Raw genomic sequence first — 22,282 nt, forward strand, 5'->3', positions numbered from 1 at the left:
CGGCGGTGGTTCCTTCCAATCAGGTTGGTGTCAGCAACCCGACTTTACCGGAGAACTTCGATGACCGCCGCTCGCTCGCTACAGCGCTGATGAGGGCGCGCTCCCGAGCGGCTTCTCTACCGCCGAACTACACCACTCGGCGGGACACGACCCGCTTCGACTGCTGCTGCGAGCGATGGTGGGCCGAGCGCCCGAGCTGGAAACGGAAGATAAGGAAGAAAGATCGAAGGAAGCGCTAAGGATTCGCCGCTTCCGACCATCATCGCAAATTTGCGGCCGGCTAGTTGCATTCCTTGGCCAATTTCTGAGCCAAGCGCGCCGAAAGCGCAGCAATCGTCAGGGTCGGATTGCATTGGCCGGATGTGGGAAAAACAGCGGAGCTGGCAACATAGAGGTTCCGGCAGTCGAAAGTTGAAAGATCTCTGTCAACGACGCCGTTCAGCCGATCTGTTCCCATGCGAGCAGTGCCAATCTGGTGCGTTCCATGCGAAGCTTGATCCAAAATTGCATCCGATGAAGCCGCGAATGGTTGCCGATATTCAATCCTTCCAATGCGGGCATCCACCAGCCATTGGTTCAATCTCTCATGTGCTCTCAATAGCGCTTCTGCATCTTTCCGAGCGAACCGGAGATCGATGGTGAGCTTAGGCATCGCATATGGGTCTACCTCATCAGACAACCAAACGCGGCTTTCCGGGTTCGGGCTATGTTCGCTATGATAGGCCAATCCGTAACGCTTACCTGTATTCTGAACGAAAAAACCGGGAAGGCGCATCGAAGAAAAATATCTGTGACGGAAGAACCACGGAATGTAGGCCACCGCCTCTGGCAAACCATGCAGAACGTTGCGAACATGGCCCCACCAATCAATTGACTCCGGAATATGTCGCTTCCGGATAGCATCAGCTACCAAAAGGCGGCCCAGCGGCGCAAAGCCGAGAGCCAGACATACGGCGGACAGTGTAGCACTGCCGTGGCGAGCGTCTGCGACAGGCGGGACCACTGGCCAAAACGCTACGTTCAACAGATTGTCGGCTGTCTGTATCTCGTCAGACGGAATGAAACGCCGCCTCGCATAGGATCCATTCCCATCGAGAAAGAAGTCGAATTTCTTTGCGATTTCCTCGTGGTTAAAGACAATATCGGCAATTTCACCGATTATGTGACCCATGTAGTACTTGCCAAGAGCGCCGCTTGTGCCACCGAAAAGGTGCGGATGTTTCCTTTGCAAGATCAGCAGTTGTCGCGTGGTTTCCAGGCCGCCACTTGCCAACACAAGGCGTTTCACGGAAACTGACGTTTCCCTGCCGCCTGGGTCTCGAACTGTGACGTCGGTAATGGCGCCTTCCGAGTAGCCCATTGATGTCACTGTCGAGTCCAACCTTATGTCGACAAGTTCGGACGATGCCAGATCGGTCCAAAACGCTCTTTGAATGGCTGGCGCATTCGAAAATCGCTCAAGGCGCACCTCAAACGCTGAGGTTGTTGGCTCATTTTGTTCAGCCTCTTTAAAGACGGGGTTGCCGGCGGACAGGTAGTGGCAGGCAATTGGATAAAATGGTTCCAAGTCTGCGAGCGCAATTGGCCATCGTCCATCCACTCCCGGTCTTGATCGAAAGTCAATGGGATCATAGGGTTGGCAGCGTCCGCCCCACAAGTTGGAGGTGCCGCCAAGCTGCCTCGAAACAGCAATCGACATGTCGTCGTGTTTGGATGGATCCAGAAGCACCGCGTCTGACAGGGCGGCCTGCCGTCTACTCGGCTTGAGGCCGCCAGATTCCAGAACCAAGGTCTTCTTTCCCAGTCGAGCCATTTCAAGAGCGAAAACGATCCCGGCTGGGCCCGAGCCCACCACGCAAGCATCGTATTGGTTCAAAGGGGCAGAGGCGATTGTCGAATGGATCAAGGGAAACCCGGGTGCGTTTGTGACTGCAAATTTGGCCTTATCCGGCCGCGAACGAGGAGGTTACCAAAACACCTCGCGGTGCTCTTCATCGGAACACCGCGGACGATTGTGAAAACCGCAAGCGCATGACTAGCGCGCTGCAAAACTTTGCATTCATGCAACCGGTGTTCACAGCCTAGGGCCAGGTAATCGACTATGGTTCCTCCTTGGGATTGCCTTGCATTAGCGCAAGATTGGCAACTCATGGGGGCTCCCAAATCCGAAGGCCCTCCGGCTACCGACGCTACCGCAGCAATTCGCAACTATCCAACGCTCTACGATTTCCGAGAGCTTACGAAGCATGCAGCGCGCAGTCAGCTTGATCAATGGTTGAAGAGGCTCAGCCGTTTGGCCGTTTAGCTGAATATCGTGACGCCGAACTCAGTTGGGTGCTTTTAGAACGGTTGTCCGTTCAATTCGGGTGCCGTGGAGAAGGTGTGGCGGGATAGCTTTTCGATCCTCAACTGTGTCGATCTCGCGCTGCTTCTTACTCGCCACAGGAGAATAAGGCGCGGCGCTAGTCGAAAGGATGAGCGCAAGAGCGTCGACGGACGCGAAGATATACTATTGAAGAACTATCGTGCTGGGTAAAGCCAAGGAATATTGGCGGAATAATGTTGTGCGAGTTTGGGTTGGGTGTGAATATGACGGCTGCGGACATACAATTCTACATGACGATCGTTGTTCGCCGATTGCCGTATATCGTGGTCATAATCCTCACCACGATCGCGTTGTCGATCGTCGCTGCGTTGCAGATGCCACGGGTTTATCGGTCGACCGCCAAAATCCTCATTGAAGCTCCGCAAATTCCTGCTGAAATGGTAAAGCCGACAGTTCAGACAAGTTCGCTCGACCAATTGCTGATCGTTCAGCAGCAAATCACGACTCGTGCCAATCTCGTTGAACTTGCCAAGCAACTTGAACTTTATCGTGGAAAGGTCCTGCCCCCGGCCGACGACATCGTCAAGGATATGCGTTCTCGCCTGGTATTCGATCAACAGGCGTTGGGGCTGGGAGCTGCGGCCGTTTTCAGTGTAGCTTTTGACGCTGATACGCCTGTCCTGGCGGCAAAGGGCGCAAACCAGCTTGCGTCCCTCATCCTGCTTACAAGCCAGCGTCAGCGGAAGGGTATCGCTGGGGATACCCTGGAATTTTTTGATTCCGAGGTGACCAGACTTGGTAACGAACTCAGCAATGCAGAAAAGGAGCTGCTGAAGTTCAAAACGGACAACAAAACTTCGTTGCCGGAGAGTTTGGGTTTTCGCCGCCAACAGCAAGAGAATCAACAACTGCGACTGACATCACTGGAACGTGAAGCTGCTGATTTGATCACCAGGCGAAGCATTTTGGTGGACACATTTACCGCAACCGGCCAAACCACCGTAGGGGCCGTCGCACCCAAGCAGCAAGCGCTGGCCGATTTGAACAAGGCACTTGCAGATCAATTGGAAATCTTCTCGGAAGCAAGCCCAAACATCGTTAGATTGCGCGCCCGCATCGCATCTCTGCAGACCGAGTCAGCGCCAACTGGCGGATCCAAGGGGGACCGCGACACAATCACGGGACCACGTTCGGGAATCGAACTGCAGTTGGCAGACATCGACAAGCGTCTTCAGGCTATTGAGACGGAACGGTCGAAGATTACGACCGAAATCGCACGCGTCACGCAGTCTATCGATGCGACGCCGGTTACGGAAAACAGCCTGAATTCACTCGAGCGAAACCGAGCGAACATTCAAACGCAATATGATGCTGCCTTGGCCCGGCGAGCCGACGCCTCGCTTGGCGAGCAAGTCGAAACCCGTTCAAATGGGGGCCGATTCATCCTTCTTGAGGAAGCCACACCGCCAGAAACGCCACTGAAACCAAAGCGGAGGCTTATTGTTGCGGCCGGCATGTTTGCGGGGATTGCGCTGAGTGCAATCCTCGTTGTGCTCCTCGAATTTCTCAACCGGACGATACGGCGCCCCAAGGAACTCGCGTACCTGCTCGAGAGCCAGCCGTTGGGAGTAATACCTTATATCGAAGGACCGAAAAACGCGGGTCGCTTACGGAGGAGGATGGAATCCGCGTTTTCCATAGCGAAAGTTCGCTGATGCGAGGTGTCGACGCACTTGCATGACGTTGAATAATTCCCTGGAAGGAAGGGTCAAGCGTAGCATGGAATATCCACACGTCATTACTCACGAAACCGCAGAACACTTTGCGAGCGGACGTTTGCCTCGGACGGGAGGACTGGAATCAAGAGCAACAATGCAAATGGATTGGCTGACCTTGCCCGAACTCCATGCAGACTATGGACTATTGTCCCGGAACCGCATTGTGGCTGCCGAACGAGCCATGCCCGAACACGTTGCCTTTGATATGCTGCGCACCAAATTGATGCAACGCTTGCGGCAGAACAATTGGAAATCCGTAGCCATCACGTCTCCTACGCCGGCTTGCGGGAAAACGTTCGTTTCACTAAACCTTGCTTTCAGTCTGGCCCACCAGAAAGAGTGCCGGACGCTTCTTCTCGACCTGGATCTTCGTCGCCCACAAGTGGGGAAATCTCTCGGCATGAAGGATGCCGCCTCCATGGAGGCGTTTCTGAGTGGAAACGCAAGCATATCCGAAACTTTCAGGCGACATGGTGAGAACTTGGCAATTGCTGCCAACAATCGGCCCGCTGAATTCCCCGCAGAGCTGTTGCAAAGTTGCGAGGCTAAAGACCAGTTGCAGCGCCTTCACCAAACCATGGCGCCGGACGTTTTGCTTTGTGATCTGCCGCCGATGCTTGCCAACGATGACGTTCTGGCTTTTCTGCCAAATGTAGATTGTGTTATCTTGGTCGTCGCGGCCGAATACAGCACGATCAGTGAGGTGGATCGCTGCGAGCAAGAGCTTTCCGCAAATACAAATGTCGTCGGCGTGGTATTAAACAAGTGCAGATATACTGTAGACAAGTACGGATATTAAAAAACAAGTGTAAAAGATCGTGATGGTTACCTAAATTTGCCACAATATACGTAGTAAGGTAATCATATTTTTTGAAGTTATATTTCTCGCATGAATTCGGAGCATGGAAAGAAATTGTCTACGTTCGTCGTGTAATGAGTGGAGGGATGTTTCTGTGGCTGCTAAGACGACATTTTCTATGTTACTGTCGCTCGGCAATATGGCCGTGCCAATGTTGATTTTCCCCCCACTGGCACTCCAGGCCGGTGTCGCGCAAGCCGACGCACTCCTGCCACAGTCGAAAATCCGGGTTTCCTTAGTGCAATGGGTCCCCACGAAAGGAGCCTATGAGCCTTGGGAAGCAATCAGCGGTGAGTATACCATTTCCGACATGGGGACGGTCTCAATGCCGGTGTTGGGGTCAGTGGCGATAGGCGATCATGACAACGCAGGTTTGGCCGCTGATATCGCGGAGCGATTGCGTACCAAGCTTGGTCTGGTTTCTGCTCCTGAGGCGACCGTCGAAATCATCAGCTATCCTCCGGTCTATGTCGTTGGCGATGTCATGAGGCCGGGAGAACTTCCATATCGCTCGGGTCTTACGGTTATCCAAGCATTTGCAACCAGCGGCGGTGAGGTTCGATCTGACTCCGTAGGAAGCTCGCTTCAAGTCACACGCCTTCTTGGCGAAATCAGAGCAAGCGATGACGCGATCTTGCGCAGCACCGCTAGCAGCGCGCGCCTTGAGGCGGAGATGTCCGATGCAAGCGAACTTCGCTTTCCGCAAGCGGATAGCGAAACCAACCCATTTGCTACTGCGATTTTTGATCAGGAAAAGACGATCTTCTCTGCGCGAAGAAGAGCAATGGAGCAACAGACGAAATCATTGACCGAGCTGCGTGATTTGCTTGAGAAAGAAATCGGCTCGCTTGAAGAGAAACTGACAAACGTTGAAGCGAATATCAAATCTAGCGAAGCGAAATTGGCAACAGTTGACCAGCTTGTGACGCGTGGTATCGCTACGGCGTCCCGGCAGATGGACACCGAGCGCGATTTGCGCAATGACCAAGGGGAACGACTCGACCTCGAGACTGCCGTTATGCGTGCGCGGCAGGAATTTAGCAAAGCAAGCAGGGACCTTCAGGGTTTGTCCGACGAGCGCAGATCGCAAGCCGCTATTGACTTGCAACAACAGCGCGCCCTGATGGCACAGGAACGGCTAAAGCGGGAGACGAACCAGAAGCTGTTGCTTGAGACGCTTTCCGCCAATCCTTCGCTTGCAAATCCTGACGGGAAGCCACGTGTGACTTTTGAGGTCTTGCGGCGTGAAGGCGGCAAGCTCAACAATTTTCCGGCAACAGATACAACGATTTTGATGCCCGGTGACGTCATCAAGGTAACAATGAATCGTCCTCAGGGGGACATTGTTGCAACTCAGACCAAAGCTGCCGGAGCTGAAGTCGTAGCCGCACCGCTACCGCAGGCGAGCCAATGACATCTGGCAGAGTACCCGAATTTGTCACAGCGGTTCCTTTGGTGTTCTGTGATGTGGGCTTCCACGCGCCTGCGGAACCTGCCCTATCGGTGCTGGAAGGCGGTCGCGCACAATGACCCAATTTAAGAACGCTGCCGGCGGCCAAAGCTATCGCCAGATACTTAGATCAACGACGTTGGTGGGCGGTTCGTCAATCATCAATGTGGGGTTTTCAATCCTTCGTAATAAAGCGATGGCTATGCTCCTCGGTCCAGAGGGTGTCGGCCTAATGGCCCTTTTCAGCTCCATCGTCGACATCTCCCAGACCGTTGCCGGGCTCGGCATCAGCGCGAGCGGTGTTCGCCAGATTGCTGCCGCCGACGGAGGAGACAGGGAACAGACATCACGGGTTGTAACAGTCGTGCGTTGGACCTCGTTGCTTCTCGGTCTTGCGGGAGCATTTTTGTTACTGGTGTCTTCTTCGCGGATCGCGCAGTTCACCTTTGGTGATTACCAACACGTATCCGGGATAATGATCCTATCCTTGGCGGTGTTTTTTCAGGTGGTTGCCGGAGGTCGCGCCGCCCTCTTGCAAGGGACGCGTGAGATCTTAAGCCTTGCCCGAATGAGTGTACTGACAGGCTTGTTCAGTTTGGTCGTTGGCGTCCCACTGATCTACTTCCTAGGGGAGCGCGGCATCGCGCCGTCCTTAGTTGCTGCGGCTTTTGCCAGCTTTGCAACCTCGTGGTGGTTTAGTCGCCGAATCCAGATGGCTCAGTGCTCGATTTCAGCGGCGCAAATGCTTCACGAAACCAGCGCGCTTTTCAAACTTGGCGTCGTCTTCATGGCGAGCGGCTTTTTGACGATGGGTAGCGCCTACGCCATTCGCCTTATCATCACTTCCGAAAGCGGAATACATGCCGCCGGGCTCTATCAAGCCGCATGGGCACTTGGCGGTCTGTACGCCGGCTTCATCCTGCAGGCCATGGGCACCGACTTCTACCCTCGGCTGACAGCCGTCGCATTTGATAATGCCGAATGCAATCGCCTCGTAAACGAGCAGGCAGAAGTAAGTATGCTACTTGCCGGTCCCGGCTTGATAGCAACCCTTACGCTTGCTCCCCTGGTCATGACGCTCTTCTATTCTTCTGATTTTCAGGCAGCAGTCGTCGTACTGAGATGGATCTGTCTGGGCATGATGCTGCGTATCATCGCTTGGCCGATTGGATTCATTGTGCTGGCCAAAGGCGCCAAGGCAATCTTCTTCTGGACGGAAATCGCTGCCGCCTCGGTCCAAGTCGGTCTTGCTTGGCTGTTTGTGCAGAAATACGGTCTTGCCGGAGCGGGTTTTGCATTTTTTGGTCTCTATGCATGGCATGGCATACTGCTCTACTGGATAGCTCGACGCCTAACGCATTTCCGCTGGACGGCCGCAAACCGAAGATTGATCCTGGCCTATCTTCCTATCTCTGCTGCCGTGTTCGCTGCCTTCGAGATTCTGCCGTTGTGGCAAGCAACAATGCTGGGTTTGGTTCTTGCAGCATTGGTTGGACTTTATTCTCTCTGGGTCCTTGTCAAACTTCTTCCTCAGGATACGTTCCCACCAGCAATTCGCCCGCTGATCCAAGGATTTCGCAGCGTCTAGCACTAAGCGTGGCCGCCGCCCGCGCCCTTCCATGTGACGCCGCGGGGCTTGCATCGACGCGCTGTTTGACATCGAGCGTGAGATCAACGGGCTTTACGCCAGCGACGGGCCTCAACGACGTCGGAAGGATAGCCGTCCGCTCGCTGATGAGCTCGAGACCTGGCTTCGATCTGAGCGAACAAAGCTGTCGCGCAGTTCACCGATGGCCGAGCCGATCGACTGCATGCTGAAGCGCTGGGACGGGTTCACGTCCTTCCTGAGTGGCGGCGGATCTGCCTCACCAACAACGCCGCTGAGCGGGCGCAGGTCGAAGATCGGATTTGGGTCGGTGGCGACGTTACGACTTGTATCGAGGGCGTCGCAGTCCTTTGATTCCAACGCCCAAGTCTTAGTCTAGCTTGGGATGCGGCCATGTCGGTCGCGGCTGCTCCGACCTGACCTGCTTCCAGCGCGGGGGGGGCGGGTCACTCACCGCCGGCATCGTTAGCGCGGCCTTGGCCGAATGGTTACGCTGGAAATAGTGCTTCCTGCCAGAGCTCAGAGTTGGCCGAGCATTTTGGCGCTTCCTTGCGCCGCCGCAAGTTCGGTGCCATCGGTGGCCCAGGCGGTGTCCCATGCATTGACACTACGCTGCCGACGCCTTGGCTATAGCGCTCGCCGCGAAAGGCTGCCCGCGGAACTAGACCGCTCGTTGGACAGCTGGCTCGAAAACCTGGAACATTGCCTTCATCGCGTCGGCGACTGAGGTCAACTCACTGTCTCCCATCTGCACGAACAGGGGCAAAATGATAGCGTTCTGTTGGGCTGCGAGACTTCGTTCAAGGCTGCCTGAAATGCGATGCGATGCGCCGTCCGCATATGCTTCTTCGACATGGATATTCATGATCCCGCGTCTTGTGGATATGCCTCGATCCAGCAATTCCTGCATGACCGCGCGCTGGTCGAGATGGGGGAGCAGGCCGACGCAAAAGCTTTGCCAGTTGCTGTGGGCCCATGTGGGTTCGAACGGCAGGGCAATATCTGTTACCGCATCAAGTTGCTCTGCGTATTGTAAGGCGAGCTCGCGCCGACGTGCGACAATCGCGGGAAGGCGCTTGAGTTGTTCGCGGCCGACGGCCGCCTGCATATCAGTCATGCGATAGTTGTACCCGAGCTCGGGGTAGGATTCAAAGATGACCTGGCTGGAACCGTGGCGTACCGCATCTGTAACGCTCATGCCATGTTGCCGCCACAAGCGGAACTTTCGATCGTATTCCGGATTGGCCGTCGTCAGCATACCGCCGTCGCCCGTTGTCACCACCTTGCGCGGATGAAAGGAGAAGCAGGCGATATCGCCGTGAGGCTTGCCGATCTTTTCCCATCGACCCTTCCAGAGAATTTCACTGCCCGTTGCGCAAGCCGCATCCTCGATCACTGGAATGGAATGGCGAGCAGCGATCGTAACGACCCGGCGCAGGTCGCAGGGCATTCCTAGCTGATGGACGCAAATGATGGCCTTCGTTCGGGGCGTGACGGCCGCTTCGATCAAGTCGGGATCGATATTGTAGCCATCTTTCTCGATATCGACGAAAACAGGCACAGCACTGCAATAGCGGATCGCATTCGCGGTTGCGATGAAGGTGTGGCTTACGGTGATGACCTCGTCGCCAGCGCCGACACCGACCGCCTTCAGGGCAAGGTGGAGCGCGGTCGTGCAATTGGAAACAGCGCATGCGTGCTTGGCACCGACAAAATCGGCGAACTCTTCCTCGAACGCAGCCACCTCTGGGCCTTGGGTGACCCAGCCGGACAGAATGACGCGACGAACGGCCTCGACCTCCTGCTCGTCGAGAACAGGCTTGGCAACCGGGATCTGGCTCATGCTGCCTCTCCTGCGTTCAGGCTCTTTTCCTGGCGCCACCAGTCTACGAGATCGCGCAGGCCTTCTTCCATCGTCACCTTTGCGCTGAAGCCTAGAAGCTCCTCTGCCTTGGCAGTCGAGGCGAGACGCCGCGGCACGGCGTTGACCTTTCGCGCCGGCCCGAATTGCGGTTCCAGCGAAGAGCCCATGACCTTGGTCAGGAGGGCCGCAAGTTCGCGGAGGCTCGTCTCGCTACCGCTTGCGACGTTGAAAACCTCATCGGTGACATCGGATTTCGCGGCTAGCAGGTTGGCCCGCGCGATGTCGTGCACATGCACGAAATCCATCGTTTGCATGCCATCGCCGAGGATAATCGGCGGCAGGCCGCTGGCAATTCGCTCCATCCAGCGGATCAGAACTTCCGTATAGGCGCCGTAGACATCCATGCGCGGACCGTAGACGTTGAAGTAGCGAAGCGCGACGTAGCGAAGGCCGTACATCTCCGCAAAGCTACGCAGCAGGCCTTCGTTGAAGGCTTTGGCAGCACCGTAAATAGTCCGATTGTTGTAGGGGTGATGTTCCTCGGTGGTCGGGAAGGTGTCGGCCAGCCCCAGGACCGAGGCGGAGGACGCTGCGACAACTTTGGAAACCCCAGCCTGCACGGCCGCTTCGAGAACGTCGAACGTTCCACCGGCCAGAACATCAAAGGCAAGCCGTGGCTCCTCGGCGCATTGCGTGATGCGAATGGCGGCCTGGTGGAAGACGACATCGATGCCCTGGCTGACGTCCTTGAGAAGTGCGCGATCCCTGATGTCGCCCTCGACAATGGTCACCGGAGCCCGATCGATGGCGTCAACAAGGTTCTCACGCCTGCCTCGGACGAAATTGTCCAGGACCACGATTTCCTTGGGTTCCTCGCGGGCGACGAGATCCGCGATGTGCGAACCGATGAGACCGGCGCCGCCGGTGATCAAAATCCGCTTGTTCTTCATACTCTATCACTCCGAATTTGGTCCGCTTGAATTTTGATCTGTTCGCCAACGAAGGAATTTTGCAGGAACGCCGGCAACGACAGCAAAAGGCGCAACATCGTCAACGACAACGGCACCCGCGCCGACAATTGCGCCCTTGCCGATAGTCACGCCGGGGAGAATGGTGGCATTGGTGCCGATGTCCGCCCATGCGCCGATGCGGACCGGCTTGATTTCCAGGTCGGTGCGGATGATGGGCATGTCGACCGGAATTGCGGTATGGCTCGAACCGAGGACCTTTGCGCCCGGCCCCCATCCGACATGATCCTCAAGGACGAGATCACGGGCATCAAAATAGGCCTGCGGGCCGATCCAGACGTTGTTTCCGATCCGACAAGTGCCGTCGAATCTGCCCTGGATGTAGGCTTGAGCGCCGATAAACACCCCGTCGCCGATTTCGAAGGTTTCCGGGTGCTTGAAACCGGCTCCGCTACCGACCTGCAAGCCGTCGCCACAAGCGCGCGCCAGGCTTTTCCAGATTGTCTTGCGCATGAAACCGTCGACGAAACCGTCGCCCGTTGCAAAGCGCGCGTAAAGTTCGACGAGGCCCGCTGTACCGTAGGAGCGTGTCAGTTCCTCGGCCAGATGAACGACATAATCAGGATCCACGGAGCTTTGTTGACGTCCATGCACGGCCAGGACAAGACGCACGCCGGTGACGGGGTCAGCTGACATAGGCTTCCTGCTCCACAGCAGCTGCAATCTGATCGACTTGCCTCATTGTCAGCTCCGGATAGATCGGAAGCGAGAGGACCTCACGCGCCGCCGCTTCCGATACCGGGAAATCTCCCGCACGATATCCAAGATCGAGATGCGCCTTTTGAAGGTGGATCGGGATCGGATAATGGAGGCCGGTATGAATGCCAGCCGACCGCAACGAATGCTGGAGATGCTCACGGTCGCGCGAGCGCACGGCGTAGACATGGTAGACGTGGCGCCGATCCATCATCGCAACGGGGGCGCTGACCGAGCGCGAGTCGGCCAAAAGGCCGGAGTAGCGGTTGGCACGAACCCGGCGTGCTTCGGTCCAGGCCTCCAGGTGCCGAAGTTTGACGCGCAGGATCGCGCCCTGGATCTCATCCATGCGATAGTTGTAGCCCTTTAGTGCATGGTGATAGCGCTGCTCCTGGCCCCAGTCTCGCAGCATCCTGATCGTCTTGGCGTGCTCATCGTCGTTGGTGACGACGATGCCGCCCTCGCCACAGGCCCCGAGGTTCTTGCCGGGGTAGAAGCTGAAGCAGCCCGACACGCCGATACTTCCCGCACGGCGTTGCTTGTATTCTGCGCCGTGGGCTTGGCAGGCGTCTTCGATGACAGGAATTCCGTGCTTGTCAGCAATGGCCTTGATGGCGTCCATGTCGGCCATCTGTCCATAGAGATGGACAGGCATTATAGCCTTGGTCCGAGGCGTTATTGATGCTTCAAGCTTGGCCGGATCCATTGTGAGCGTTACCGGTTCGACATCAACAAAGACCGGGCGGGCGCCGGTATAGCAGACGGCGGATGCGGTCGCGACGAAGCTGAAGGAAACGGTAATGACCTCGTCGCCGGGGCCGACGCCGGCAGCAAGCAACGCAAGATGCAAAGCGCTTGTACCGGTGTTGACGGCGATCGCATGCTTGGCATCGCAATAGGCCGCGAACTCCTCTTCGAAGCGAGCAACTTCCTCGCCAAGGACATAGTGGCCCGACGCCAGCACGCGAAGCACTGCGGGCTCAACCTCGCTTCTGATGGCGGCGTACTGAGCCTTGAGATCGAGAAGGGGGATCATGCAATCAGCCTCGCGGGTTCGAGCTCGATGACACGTCCGCGCTGAGCGAGCGACTGGGTGGCAGCCTCGAGAATGCGAACGACGCGAAGTCCCGCATGACCGTCGGCGATCGGCTGGCCATTTGTCATGACACAATCGACAAACTGCTTGAGCTCACGTCCAAGCGCTTCCGTCATATCAAGTTGTGGCGCGTACATATCGCCAGTGCGATAGCCGACGCGCATGTCGTGGACCTTCTTGCCATCGGCCTGCGGATTGCCGTTGAGAGTGATGCCCTTGTCATAGACCTTGATCTTCTCGCTCGGCTCGAGATCGTCATAGACGATCATCTTGCTGCTACCGCCGATCAGCGTGCGGCGCACCTTGACGGGGGCGAGCCAGTTGACGTGGATGTGGGCGATCAGCTTGCTCTCGAAGAAGAGCGTCAGATAGGCGATATTCTCTGGCTCTCCGGCAACGTGGCCCATGCCCGTTGCCGAGACTGCCACTGGTTTTTCCGGCAGCACGTAGTCCATGATGGACAAATCGTGGACGGCGAGATCCCAGATGACACTGACATCATGCTGGAAGAGGCCGAGATTCACGCGCACGGAATCGTAGTAATAGATGTCTCCAAGACCATTCTCGATGATTTCCCGCATCTTGCGGACCGCACCTGTATGAATGAAGGTGTGGTCCACCGCGAGAATGAGCCGGCGACGCGCCGCCTCGTCGACCATCCGGCGAGCTTCTTCGGACGTTGACGCCATGGGCTTTTCGACAAACACGTGCTTGCCGGCCATGAGCGCTTTCATCGCCAGCATGTAGTGGGCGGACACCGGGGTGGCGATGGCGACTGCGTCAACACGGGGATCGCGCAACACCTCGTCGAAGTCGTCCGTAATCTGGACCGTGGGGTAGCGCAACTGGACGCCGGCGAGGCGATCCTTTTTGAGGTCGCATACCCAGATGAGCTTCGCACCCGGCGTTTCTGCAAGATTCCGGACCAGGTTCGGCCCCCAATACCCGTAACCGACGACGGCAATCCCGATCATCTTCTTCTCCCGGATGAAATGACTTCGACTGGCGCATCCTTTGCGCGACCAATAATCCTTGCCGGTACACCGGCAACAATTGCGTAGGCAGGCACGTCCTTGGTAACGACCGCGCCCGCGCCAATCTGAGCGCCTTCACCAATCGTTATGCCGGCGACGATGGTCGCGTTGCTGCCGATTGACGCGTAGCGCTTGACCAGTGTCGGCACGACCGCCCAGTCCGCGTCGGACTGCAGGGAACCATCAAGGTTGACGGCGCGTGGATGCAGATCGTTGGTGAACATCACCCCGTGACCGACGAAGACACCGTCTTCGATGGTCACGCCTTCGCAGATGAAAGAGTGGCTGGAGATCTTGCAGTTCCCTGCAATCGAGGCGTTCTTCTGGATTTCGACAAACGTGCCGACCCGTGTTCCTCGACCGATGGTGCAGCCGTATAGATTGACCAGATCGGGATGGTGAATAACGACGCCGTCACCTAAGGCAACGCTTGGTGCAATCATATCGTGATGTTCCCTTCCCACTGATACGCGATACCCAAAGGCGGCCGAAGATGCGGCTAGTGAGCCGACAACGCCTTGCCTTTCGAGGGAAAAGAAGACAACTTTCTCAGGATCCAGTAAATCGAACAAAAATCGGTATTGCTGCCACCCAAAAGTGGTACTGTTCATGGTGTTATTATTCTTATTAAAGACATTCTAAGTTTATAATCAGAGATATACTTGCTTATCCAATTTGAACAATTCTGTGGAAGGGTTTTCACTGGTGACGTTCAATGGACTGTCGCAGGATACATGCTGATTTGCGCTCCAGGATCTTCCTGTGGTTTCGAGGTAGCCAATACCAAATCACGAGGATGCGCCATGCTTCCGGCGTCGCCCACCTTTCTGCGCATGTTGTTGCTGAACGAGCTTCTGCACAGGTTCAGGAAAAGTCAGCTCTTAAGCACGACGGATGCAATCGTCCTTTGGATGTACCGGATTCGACGTTTGAGCCAATTGTTGAAACGCTAGGCCCCGTTACAATGCGGAAAGAAAGGAACGTGTCTGAAACATGATAAATCGCTACGTCTCCGGCATATCAGCTGACATCTCGACTGCCCTTAAACGGGTCGTCAAAGCCGCGCGTACCGCGAGGTGGGAACTGCGGGTTGTGACGGCGGACGAACAATCCACCAATCCCGCAGTTTACTTCTTGACTCCGGATTACGACGATCCATCGGGTGGAATTCGCGTCATTTATCGACACGTTGATATTCTCAACGCGGCTGGAATTAACGCGCTTGTCCTTCACCAGAAGCGAGGCTTCAGATGCAACTGGTTTGAGAACGACACGCGAGTGACCGATATTTCCAAAGTGAGAGTGCAACGCGGCGATCTGCTCGTCGTGTCCGAGCTCGATGTGTCGGTGATCAAGGCATTGCCGCGTGGAATCCAGCATGTAATCTTCAATCAAAACACCCATTTGACATGGCAACGACATCGGCCCTGCGGGATAGCTTATTCTGCATCGCCCGATCTCGTCGGTGTTCTGACAGTCTCCGACCATAATTTGGCGATGCTCCGCTATGCATATCCCGCGTGCAGAGCGAGCCGGATTCGCATTAGCATTGATCCCGACGTGTTTCATCTAGGTATTGGCGAGAGGCCGCGGCGTATCGCCTATATGCCACGGCGTGCCCATGGCGACGCAACGCAGGTGCTCGAAGTTCTTCGTGCGCGTGGCACACTCGATGGCTGGGAAGTTACCGCATTGGACGGACTTTCGCATCGACAAGTTGCGGAACAGCTGCGACAGGCCCGGATATTTCTGGCATTTACCCATCAGGAAGGCTTTGGCTTGCCGGCAGCTGAGGCAATGGCATGCGGCTGTTATGTAGTCGGAAATCATGGTTTCGGCGGTAGCGAGTTCTTTCAGCCCGAATTTTGCTCTTCGATCAACAACGGTGACATTACGTCGTTCGCAATGGCGATCGAACATGCCCTGAATATGGACAGAGCGCAGCCGGGCTGGTGCCAAGAGCGCGGCTATCAAGCATCCGGTTTTGTTCATTCTCGCTATTCAACAGCAGCGGAACGTGAAGACGTTGTTGCCGCCTACCGCGAGTTTCTCGCGCCGGACCATATTGGCCGACGCCTTGAAGCGGATGCTGGATACTGAAATTAAGATGCGTGAATCTAGAAGACATCGCCAACTGGATTGTCGCGCGTATGATCCTTCCGGCTGATGTCACCGCTGCCTGTCCAGCAGTTGCTCAGATCGAAGCAGTCGCCTGCCTGCACCGGAAGGCGTGGAGATCTCCCTGCCAATTCGGCGGCGCAAGAGGAAAGGAATCGTGGACAATCGGCACTGGCAAGGCTGCACGTTTCGTGTGCATCCCAGCGTTGACGTCAATGGGCTGACTTGGATTGGGTGCGGGACCTGGCCGCGCGGCGACGACCCTCATTCCGGGTGGCGTCCCGATGAGCAGATATGACGAACGGCCTCGAGGCCCTGGCCGCCGCTGCGAGAGACTTGGTGCGTTGTGCCCGGGGCTGGATTCTTGGGCGACGTTCCTCCGATCGGCTGTCTTGTGGCGCGGATCAGCTTCTCCGTCAGCAACTGGAGATGGGCGATTGTCCAAATTCGAGTCCACCGCGTGACGGACGGCGGACCGGCGGGCGATCGCCATCCGGTTGGTTGGATCAATGGCTTCAAAAAAAGTTGGCTTTGACGATTACGGCAGTTTTGGATCAATGCTGTTTGGTCTCATTGAACTGGTCGCGAGAGGGTGGCATCTCGCGGAGCCCGGCGTGGTCGCCCTATAAGCCTGCTCCCTTTGTCCGGCGAATTGCAGTTACTTCTTGCAGGTAGCCAACAAAGTCGCATCGAGGGAAGTACACGCCGGTTTGCCGAGCCCAACGGAATTCGATCCGGTTGAACAGGTGAGCCTCGAAAAATTTCTGGCATCGGACTTTCAAGTGATTCACGGACTTTCGCAGTGCGCTGCGATCTGCCCGCTCCGCTGCCAGCAAAGATTGATATGGGCGGGTCTCTACAATGTCAGGGAACAGCGAGACCGCGAAGTCGCGATAGTCACTGGCCGGATGGGGGTCCTGTGACGGGAAATAGACAAGATCCAGGGCGTACCGCACAGCGGTTAATGCGAGTGCCTGCTTTGCAAGCGCGTGAAGTTCGTCGCGGGCTTGAAGTGTCGCGCCCGCCTTGGTGAACGCTGACCGGAATGCTTCAGCGCGTCCGATGAGGTCGAAAAGAAAACCGGAATGAACGGTTCTTTGCATACTTTGCTCATGAACCCGATAGAAGGCCTGATCGGCCCCGCTCACACGGCCAATATCGGAGATCGCCGCGATGCGCAGCCACATTTCCATGTCGCCGGAATGAGGAAGCGATGGATCGTATCCCCCGACTTCTTTCTGGACACTAGAACGTACAACAGCTTCCGGACAAATGATGAAATTCTTCCCGGATCTGCAGACTTGCCGCATCCACCGTTCGCCCGACCAAATCGATGTGCCACTCGACGCTTGGCGGGTTTCTGGAAGATGATCTGTAGAAAAGCATATTGCTTGACCATAAACCATTCCGACGTTTGGGTTGGCATCCATGAGCGATGTTGCGCGCACGAGCGCGCCCGGAGCCAGGCAATCGTCAGCCGAAAGCAATACAAAGTAATCGGCGTCGATCAGCTTTATGCCTTCGTTGTATGTCGCGATATGTCCCCGGTTCGTTTCGTGGCGAAGAAATGTAATTCGAGAATCTCTCGCCGCGAGCGCCCGACCTACCTCAGGCGTGTGGTCCGATGAACAGTCATCGATGATCAGAATTTTGACATCGACGCCCTCTTGGTCGAGAGCGCTTGACACGCATTGGTCAAGGTATCGTCCATAGTTATAGCACGGCACAAGGATCTGGACAGTGGCCATCAGCTCGACGCTTGGATATTTAAAGATTGTTCTTGATACTAAATACAAAGCAATTAGAAGCAAGAGGGAGTTTGTGCCAAATTTGAGGTACTCTCCAAGTATTGTTTAGTCAAAACAGAGATGTGTATTTTGCGATGATGTGGCACTAGGGTAATAATATTATATTCAGGTGTCGCACTTCCCTTTTGGAAAAGCGATCTGGGGCATTGCTGGACGGCAGCTTAGGGGCAGATCGGCATGACTGCATTTTTGCGTTGCACTACTCAGATACTGGGGCCCGACAACGACTGCCCTGATAGGACCGTGCCTGCTGTCGACCGCCGGCTGAGAGTCAAACCATGGCCTTCACTACTCACTCGGCCAACTGTTGCTGTGATAATCCCTTGTTACAATTATGCGCGCTATTTGCCTGAGGCAATTGAAAGCGCGTTATCGCAGTGCGGGGTCGATGTCGAAGTTGTCGTGGTCGACGATGCTTCGACAGACGAAAGTCTGCAGGTAGCACGGCAGTTTGCGGCAAACGACCCTCGTGTGAAAGTGATCAGTCATCGGAAAAACGCCGGGCCTGTCGAAACCTTCAATGATGGCCTGGCTGCAGCTCAAGGGGAGTTTTTGGTTCGACTTGACGCCGACGATATCCTAACGCCCGGCGCGCTGCAGCGTGCGGCTCATGTCATGTGCAGTTTTCCGTCTGTCGGCTTGGTCTACGGCCATCCAATTCATTTCAGTGGCGAGAAATTGCCCAGGCCGCGCACCACGGCTCTGAGCTGGACAATATGGCCTGGTCGGAGATGGCTCGCGGACCGTTGCAGGAATGGAGTTAACGTTATTACCTCCCCTGAGGTGATGATGCGACGCAGCGTTGTCGATCAAGTTGGTGGGCAACGGGAGTTGGCCCATACCCATGACATGGAAATGTGGTTGAGACTGTCTGCATTTTCGGATGTTGCCTTTGTTCACGGGGCGGATCAGGCATGGCACCGTGAGCATGGCAAGAGCCTCTCGGCCAGCGTGGACGACCTGAAGGATGTGCATGAGCGCCGCGCAGCTTTTGACGTTCTATTCGGGAGTATTGCCGGTTCCATTCCGGAAGCGGAAACGCTGCGCTCGAGTGCGAACCTGGCTCTCGCGAGACATTGTCTGGAGATGGCAATTCACTTGTATTGCCATTGGGAGGTAGACATGAAACGAGTTAAGCTCATGTCCGGGCTGGCGCGTGAGATGGTGCCGAATGTTGAGGAGGTTCCCGGTTGGCGCGGTCTCGAATGGCGTATCTCTGTTGGTCCCGGAAAAGCAGCCTGCCACCCGATATTTTTCATTGGACGGGTATATCGAGGCCTGCGTGGGAAGTGGCGAAAATTGCGCTGGTATCGCGCCGGCTACTAAAGATCGCCGCGTGGATGCGTTGAGCGGTTTTCAGTCGGTTCTGTGCGCTTTCGGAATTTATAGGGAACTCCCAAAACGCCCTGAACTGGTGATATCGTCTCATTCGCAAGCTTGCAGGCATTGGCTTGCTCGGATCGGGCCTTGTTGCAGCCCAATCCGAGCAAGCCTGTACGGCTCCCGCATCAATGATCAAACCGGTCCAGCTTGTCTCACTCTACTGGAACATATCGTTTAACTTGTAGGCAACTTCCGTCCGATTCGTTGCCTTCAGCTTCTTCATGATATTTCGAATATGAACTTTGACCGTGCTTTCGCGGAGGTTGAGTTCATACGCGATTATCTTGTTTGCTTTGCCTTTGCGGAGCGCTTGGACGACCTCGGCTTGCCTTAGCGTAAAGATGCGCGTCAGCTCGTTCGGTCGCTGCGGCTTCTGGCTCATGTCGATCGAGGCAGTTTCTCCTGCAGACGGAGAAAAGTTGTTACCCGCGAGGATGAAGGTGCCGCCTGCAACCGCAAGAGCAAGTGCCTCGACGCATACCTCAATTCCGACGGACGTCGGTATGAAACCGCGCGCGCCGCATTGGAGCATCTTCAAGGTTTGGTTGAGGTCGTCGCCATCGGCCAGGATAACGACCGGAGCCGGCGCAAGCTCTGAGGTGATCGTAGCGATTTCTTCGGACAGGGCAGCATCGTCGGCCTTCCGGCCGGCAATGTTGAGAAGGACCGCGCCGACGGGTCGGTTCGTATCCTTCTTGCGCTGCCACTCTGCAATTGAGCCGACGGCAATAGCACCCATGCTAAGGCCGTTCGCTTTCAAGGTCGTCGCAAGGCATTCGCGTTCGAGCGTTCTGGCGTCGATAATCAGCAGGCACTGGTCATCGCCGTGCTCCCTTTCAGTATGCTCGAATTCCGTGCTTGCCTTGGAGAGTGTCGGTACAGGCCGGAGCCTGTTCAATGCGATTTTGCCATTTTCGAATTCCGAAGGTACGTAATTCATACTAGCCCTCATACCCTTTAGTGCTGGGGGACGGTACGCATCAAGTATACGCAATACTTTGCGACGGTCCCCTGAACGCTGTGATGATCCCCTTTAGTATGCAACAAAGTAGATATTCGACTTGTGCCCAACAACTATTTTGTTGTTGTCGAATTTCTACTTTATTAAGAAGCTACATACATACATGCTAATAAGCAATACAAAAATATTTCCAAAGGTTAACGTACGAAAGGTGGGCATACAAATTTATACCTATCTTTGTTAAATCTTGAAATTCAGTTTCACTAAAAGAAACACGCAGTATTAAAAGGCCGTATCAACTGAATGGCGTTGGAATAAAAATCCTGAATTATGTTACAGGCGGGATCGTTATTAACCAAAAATACGCCCGAAAATCGCATTTTATATATTCTTAACGCCGTTGGTTGTGCCTAAGTAACTGTTTAGGTTTCCAGCAATCGACGAATATACAGAGGTTGCTCTACTATTCTTATATGGCGTTCGTTGCGCGCTCCCGAGCGATATTATTCCTGTGCTGTCGTGGTTGCCTCGCCATGAGGGGCATCTCTCATGGCTGGCCTATTTTCTGTCACGAATGAAAGGGCCTCGGGGCTCGCAGTGGATGGATCAGGAAGCCGATTGGGGTAGAGAGGTGCCTAACACCCGCCGTGAATACCAAGGTTTAGGAGGAGACCAGGAATGCCGCTCGTTCGTTTTGCCCTCAACCATATGGCGGCGCCATCGTTGGCGATTGAAGATCTCTTTGCGTTGGCGACGTCGCTTGGCATTGATGCGGTTGAGATCCGCAACGACCTTGCGGGCAATGCGATCCTCGATGGAACCTCGCCCGCGACCGTTGCCCAGGCCGCAGAGCGTCACGGGCTGACTATCCTCTCGATCAATGCGCTGCAGCGCTTCAACGAGTGGAACCCCACCCGTGCGGACGAAGCCCGGGAACTGATCGACTATGCCAAGGCTTGCGGCGCGCGCGCACTTGTTCTTGTCCCGAAAAACGATGGGACTGGTCGTGCAGATGGCGAGCGGCAGGAAAATCTCCGCCGGTCGCTGGCTTCCTTGAAGCCGATGCTCGATGCCGCCGGAATCATGGGACTTGTCGAACCCCTCGGCTTCGAGATTTGTTCGCTCCGGTCAAAGGCAGAGGCTGTTGCGGCAATCGACGCTGTGGCTGGACGATCCACATTCAAGCTGGTGCATGACACCTTCCATCATCACCTTGCCGGCGAGGAACAACTCTTCGCTGAGTTGACCGGGCTGGTTCATATCTCCGGCGTTAGCGATCCTGCCGTCTCGATCGCGGATATGCGCGATCCTCACCGCGTTCTGGTGGCGGCAGATGATCGCCTGAACAATGCCGGGCAAATGCGTGCCCTTATAGAGGCGGGCTACACCGGACCGTTTTCCTTCGAACCGTTCGCGGCCAAGGTGCATGACCTCAGCGATCCGGCAAAGGCGCTGCGGGCGAGCATGGACTACCTTTCCGCAGAGGTCTGAGGCGTGCAGTCCCCTCCCCTACTTCCGGCCGCGAAAGCGTCGCTGGTAGGACGCATCATAGAGCGAGCTCTCGCGAAAGCCGCTGGCAGCAAGCGTCTGGCCGACGAAGATGATCGCCGTCCGCTCGATGGGCGCGGCGGCAAGCTTTTCCTCGATGTCACCGAGCGTCCCCCGGATTATCCGCTCATCCGGGCAGGACGCCTTGGCGACGATCGCAACCGGGCAGTCAGCGCCGTAGAGCGGTGTCAGTTCCGCAACAACCTGTTCCAGGGCATGAATGGCCAGGTGGATGGCCAGCGTCGAGCCCGTCGCTCCGAATCTCGCCAGAGTTTCCTCGTTCGGCATTGGGGATGCACGGCCGGAGACACGCGTGAGCACGAGGCTTTGCGCTACGGCTGGAATGGTCAGTTCCCTGCCAAGGCTTGCCGCTGCCGCCGCAAAGGCAGGCACGCCAGGCGTCATCGTATAGCCGATGTCGTGCTTTTCGAGCCGGCGTATCTGTTCGGCAACGGCACTCCAGACGGAAAGGTCGCCCGAATGCAATCGTGCAACGTCCTCCCCGGCTGCGGCGGCCCGCAGGTACTCGGCCTCGATTTCATCAAGCGACATCGGTGCCGTATCGATGATGCGTGCGCCGGGCGGGCAATATTGCAATAATTCCGGAGAGACGATCGAACCCGCGTAGAGACAAACCGGGCATTTGGCGATGAGGTCACGGCCGCGCACCGTAATCAGGTCCGCTGCCCCCGGCCCCGCGCCGATGAAATGCACTGTCGTCATCTGA

17 protein-coding genes and 1 pseudogene are annotated in these 22,282 nt (G+C 56.0%); 8 read left to right on the top strand and 10 right to left on the bottom strand.

Annotated elements, in window-relative coordinates; genetic code table 11:
- Positions 1 to 280: 280 nt before the first annotated feature.
- Positions 281 to 1,855 (bottom strand): GMC oxidoreductase, encoded by a 1,575-nt coding sequence (locus AC1DPR_RS16190; protein ID WP_477816792.1) that lies wholly within the window; start codon positions 1,853 to 1,855, stop codon positions 281 to 283.
- A gap of 761 nt (positions 1,856 to 2,616) precedes the next feature.
- On the opposite strand from AC1DPR_RS16190, the gene AC1DPR_RS16195 reads away from it, so the two are divergent.
- The 5 genes and pseudogenes from AC1DPR_RS16195 to AC1DPR_RS16215 all read left to right on the top strand — a co-directional run.
- Positions 2,617 to 4,041, top strand: coding sequence for a GumC family protein (locus AC1DPR_RS16195; protein ID WP_477816688.1), 1,425 nt, complete (start codon positions 2,617 to 2,619; stop codon positions 4,039 to 4,041).
- Between the two features lie 64 nt (positions 4,042 to 4,105).
- A complete protein-coding gene (locus AC1DPR_RS16200; protein WP_477816689.1) occupies positions 4,106 to 4,903 on the top strand; it encodes a CpsD/CapB family tyrosine-protein kinase in 798 nt (265 codons plus the stop codon).
- A gap of 154 nt (positions 4,904 to 5,057) precedes the next feature.
- Positions 5,058 to 6,377, top strand: coding sequence for a polysaccharide biosynthesis/export family protein (locus AC1DPR_RS16205; RefSeq protein ID WP_477816690.1), 1,320 nt, complete (start codon positions 5,058 to 5,060; stop codon positions 6,375 to 6,377).
- 112 nt (positions 6,378 to 6,489) lie between these two features.
- A complete protein-coding gene (locus tag AC1DPR_RS16210; RefSeq protein WP_477816691.1) occupies positions 6,490 to 8,001 on the top strand; it encodes an O-antigen translocase in 1,512 nt (503 codons plus the stop codon).
- Positions 8,002 to 8,056: 55 nt separating this feature from the next.
- Positions 8,057 to 8,304 (top strand): annotated as a pseudogene (locus AC1DPR_RS16215) (IS66 family transposase); the annotation flags it as partial.
- A gap of 376 nt (positions 8,305 to 8,680) precedes the next feature.
- Here AC1DPR_RS16215 and AC1DPR_RS16220 read toward each other — a convergent pair.
- Genes AC1DPR_RS16220 through AC1DPR_RS16245 form a run of 6 tightly spaced genes read right to left on the bottom strand, consistent with a single transcriptional unit; the run spans position 8,681 to position 14,180 of the window.
- Positions 8,681 to 9,862 carry a DegT/DnrJ/EryC1/StrS family aminotransferase gene (locus AC1DPR_RS16220; RefSeq protein ID WP_477816692.1) on the bottom strand — a complete coding sequence of 394 codons (1,182 nt, stop codon included), beginning with the start codon at positions 9,860 to 9,862 and terminating at the stop codon, positions 8,681 to 8,683.
- Entirely contained in the window at positions 9,859 to 10,833 is a 975-nt protein-coding gene (locus tag AC1DPR_RS16225; RefSeq protein WP_477816693.1) for an NAD-dependent epimerase/dehydratase family protein, read from the bottom strand. Before AC1DPR_RS16225 ends, AC1DPR_RS16220 begins: the two co-directional genes overlap by 4 nt.
- Before the next feature lie 6 nt (positions 10,834 to 10,839).
- Positions 10,840 to 11,547: an acyltransferase gene (locus tag AC1DPR_RS16230; protein WP_477816694.1), complete on the bottom strand. Its 708-nt coding sequence runs from the start codon at positions 11,545 to 11,547 to the stop codon at positions 10,840 to 10,842.
- Positions 11,537 to 12,643 carry a DegT/DnrJ/EryC1/StrS family aminotransferase gene (locus AC1DPR_RS16235; protein ID WP_477816695.1) on the bottom strand — a complete coding sequence of 369 codons (1,107 nt, stop codon included), beginning with the start codon at positions 12,641 to 12,643 and terminating at the stop codon, positions 11,537 to 11,539. The genes AC1DPR_RS16230 and AC1DPR_RS16235 overlap by 11 nt, the downstream gene beginning before the upstream one ends.
- Complete coding sequence (locus AC1DPR_RS16240; RefSeq protein WP_477816696.1) at positions 12,640 to 13,677, bottom strand: Gfo/Idh/MocA family protein; 1,038 nt, start codon at positions 13,675 to 13,677, stop codon at positions 12,640 to 12,642. The genes AC1DPR_RS16235 and AC1DPR_RS16240 overlap by 4 nt, the downstream gene beginning before the upstream one ends.
- Positions 13,674 to 14,180 carry an acyltransferase gene (locus AC1DPR_RS16245; RefSeq protein ID WP_477816697.1) on the bottom strand — a complete coding sequence of 169 codons (507 nt, stop codon included), beginning with the start codon at positions 14,178 to 14,180 and terminating at the stop codon, positions 13,674 to 13,676. Before AC1DPR_RS16245 ends, AC1DPR_RS16240 begins: the two co-directional genes overlap by 4 nt.
- A 550-nt stretch (positions 14,181 to 14,730) precedes the next feature.
- Between AC1DPR_RS16245 and AC1DPR_RS16250 the strand changes: the two genes are divergently transcribed.
- Entirely contained in the window at positions 14,731 to 15,837 is a 1,107-nt protein-coding gene (locus tag AC1DPR_RS16250) for a glycosyltransferase (RefSeq protein WP_477816698.1), read from the top strand.
- Positions 15,838 to 16,478: 641 nt separating this feature from the next.
- Here AC1DPR_RS16250 and AC1DPR_RS16255 read toward each other — a convergent pair.
- On the bottom strand, positions 16,479 to 17,603 hold the full coding sequence (locus AC1DPR_RS16255; protein ID WP_477816699.1) for a glycosyltransferase family A protein: 1,125 nt from the start codon (positions 17,601 to 17,603) through the stop codon (positions 16,479 to 16,481).
- Between the two features lie 237 nt (positions 17,604 to 17,840).
- Here AC1DPR_RS16255 and AC1DPR_RS16260 point away from each other — a divergent pair, with 237 nt between their 5' ends.
- Positions 17,841 to 18,989 (top strand): glycosyltransferase family 2 protein, encoded by a 1,149-nt coding sequence (locus tag AC1DPR_RS16260; RefSeq protein ID WP_477816700.1) that lies wholly within the window; start codon positions 17,841 to 17,843, stop codon positions 18,987 to 18,989.
- 214 nt (positions 18,990 to 19,203) lie between these two features.
- Here AC1DPR_RS16260 and AC1DPR_RS16265 read toward each other — a convergent pair whose 3' ends face one another.
- Entirely contained in the window at positions 19,204 to 19,986 is a 783-nt protein-coding gene (locus AC1DPR_RS16265; protein ID WP_477816701.1) for a response regulator transcription factor, read from the bottom strand.
- 699 nt (positions 19,987 to 20,685) lie between these two features.
- Here AC1DPR_RS16265 and AC1DPR_RS16270 point away from each other — a divergent pair.
- Positions 20,686 to 21,498 carry a TIM barrel protein gene (locus AC1DPR_RS16270; protein ID WP_477816702.1) on the top strand — a complete coding sequence of 271 codons (813 nt, stop codon included), beginning with the start codon at positions 20,686 to 20,688 and terminating at the stop codon, positions 21,496 to 21,498.
- Between the two features lie 18 nt (positions 21,499 to 21,516).
- On the opposite strand, the gene cobM is transcribed toward AC1DPR_RS16270, so the two are convergent.
- Positions 21,517 to 22,278 (bottom strand): precorrin-4 C(11)-methyltransferase, encoded by a 762-nt coding sequence (gene cobM / locus AC1DPR_RS16275; RefSeq protein WP_477816703.1) that lies wholly within the window; start codon positions 22,276 to 22,278, stop codon positions 21,517 to 21,519.
- Positions 22,279 to 22,282 lie beyond the last annotated feature (4 nt).

Source organism: Rhizobium sp. 01T417 (assembly GCF_056398905.1).